Here is a 1,859-nt window from a genome sequence, read left to right on the forward strand (position 1 = left end):
ACTTGGCTAATTCATCCCTTTTTACTGTTTTAAAGGATCGTAATCACTTCATGTATCGTTCATTTGAACGTTACATCCATGAATACTCATCGATCGTTCAAACAAAAATTTATAAAACTTCATTTGAATTTTCGAGGATGTGTTTTACTGTTCAGTTGTCAATGTTCATTCTGTAATACTTTTATTCTGCCGCCATAACTAAGCGACATCTGTATTACTTTTGTTTTGTCGCTGTATCTCGGCGACAAATGATACTTTACCACCCGGTTATAGGATTGTCAACAGGAAATTGTAGATTTTTTGAAGAAAATTTCAGTGCCCGTTTATCCTTTAATTACGCGGTTTTTTCGCTTCTGTTATTATATATCGTGGTTATTGTATGTATTGTGTCGTCAATTCGTTCATTTTGTTGGCATATCCTCTGCACATCAAATGATGCACCTCTTATATTTGGAAAATCCGGGATGGACTGTCCCTTCCATTGACCGGTGTCTCAATGGAAGGGATTACAAAATCCGAATCGAGAACTGCGTCAGATCGTTGCACACCACTCCACAGCAAAATCAATCAGCTTCCTTACATTGTCCGTCAGCGGCATATCCTTCCTCACAACTGCCGCAACCTTCCAGAGCGGATGTTCCGCGAACGAAATTTTCCGCAGATCATCGCTTCCCATATCCTCAAAAATAAAGTCCATGGAGACCGTGTTGCCTTCCTGCTCCCGGCACAGCTTGTAGCAAAGGCTGAAGCCACTTGTGTTGAAATACACGTCCAGATCAGCGCCTTCCTTTCTGCAGGTTTCCTCCAGAATATGGTGAATCATAAAATTACCATTTTCGATAATCACCGGCTCCTCGCTGATTTCCTTTACCGACACTTCGTTTCTGTCGTAATATCTGCTCTTCCTGTGTGTAATAAAAAAAATCTCTCGCGAAAAAAGCGGTATATATTTCAATTCCGGGTCTTTCTTCACATACGGAACAAATCCAAGATCATATTTCCTGTTCCTGACATTTTCTTCAATATATATATCCGGAAATTCCATATAATCCAGCCGCACGCCGGGATTCTGATCCGTGAATGTATGGATGAACTCGGGCGACAACAGACGCAGAACCCCATACGCGGAAACCAAGCGCAAGAAACCCTTTTCCTGTTTTTTCAGATCACTGATGGAAGCCGTCATCCCATTGTAATCCGCGATGATCCGGCACGCATGATCGTAAAAAATCTTCCCATACTCATTCAGCGCCACTCCCTTCTGGGAACGGACCAGAAGCTCTGCGCCAACTTCTTCCTCCATTCTGCGAATGGTCTGACTCACCGCCTGCGGGGAGAGAAACATTGCCTCCGCGGCTGCGGTAATGCTCTTTTTTTCACAGACCTCAATGAAACATTCCATATCCTTCAGATTCATTTTTCCCACTTCCTGTTAAATGCTCAACACGAAAAAAAGTCTCCGGGGACTCTGCTGAATTGTGATTTTGCGCGTGCACTGCCGGGAATCCCTTCCAAACGAGATAAAACACGCTGCGCGAGTTTTATCTCGCTATCGCGACGCTCGCCCCACACGAATGCTTCGCATTCGGCTGTGGCTCGCTGTTCGCGTAAATTACAAAAAAGAAGCAGCCTTGTATAAGAACTGCCTCTTTCTTTTCCCTGTCTTCAAATATATTCCACTGTCAGAAACCTGTCAACACAGCGGATTTCTCCTGTTCAGGCATATATTGGGAATTGCTTCTGTTCACCCTTTATGCAGCCTATGCCGACAGCAAAAATCCTGGTTCAGGCATACATTGAGATTACTTCTGTTCATCCTTTATGCAGCCTATGCCGACAGCAAAAATCCTGGTTCAGGC

Annotated in this window: 1 protein-coding gene; it reads right to left on the reverse strand. The window is 43.8% G+C overall.

Annotation, left to right across the window (positions count from 1 at the left end; all coding sequences use genetic code 11):
* Nucleotides 1-532: 532 nt before the first annotated feature.
* Nucleotides 533-1,417, reverse strand: coding sequence for a LysR family transcriptional regulator (locus ACTQZS_RS15290; RefSeq protein WP_441476586.1), 885 nt, complete (start codon nt 1,415-1,417; stop codon nt 533-535).
* Nucleotides 1,418-1,859 lie beyond the last annotated feature (442 nt).

The sequence above is a fragment of the Bilifractor sp. LCP19S3_H10 genome (assembly GCF_052119185.1).
GTDB lineage: Bacteria > Bacillota > Clostridia > Lachnospirales > Lachnospiraceae > Bilifractor.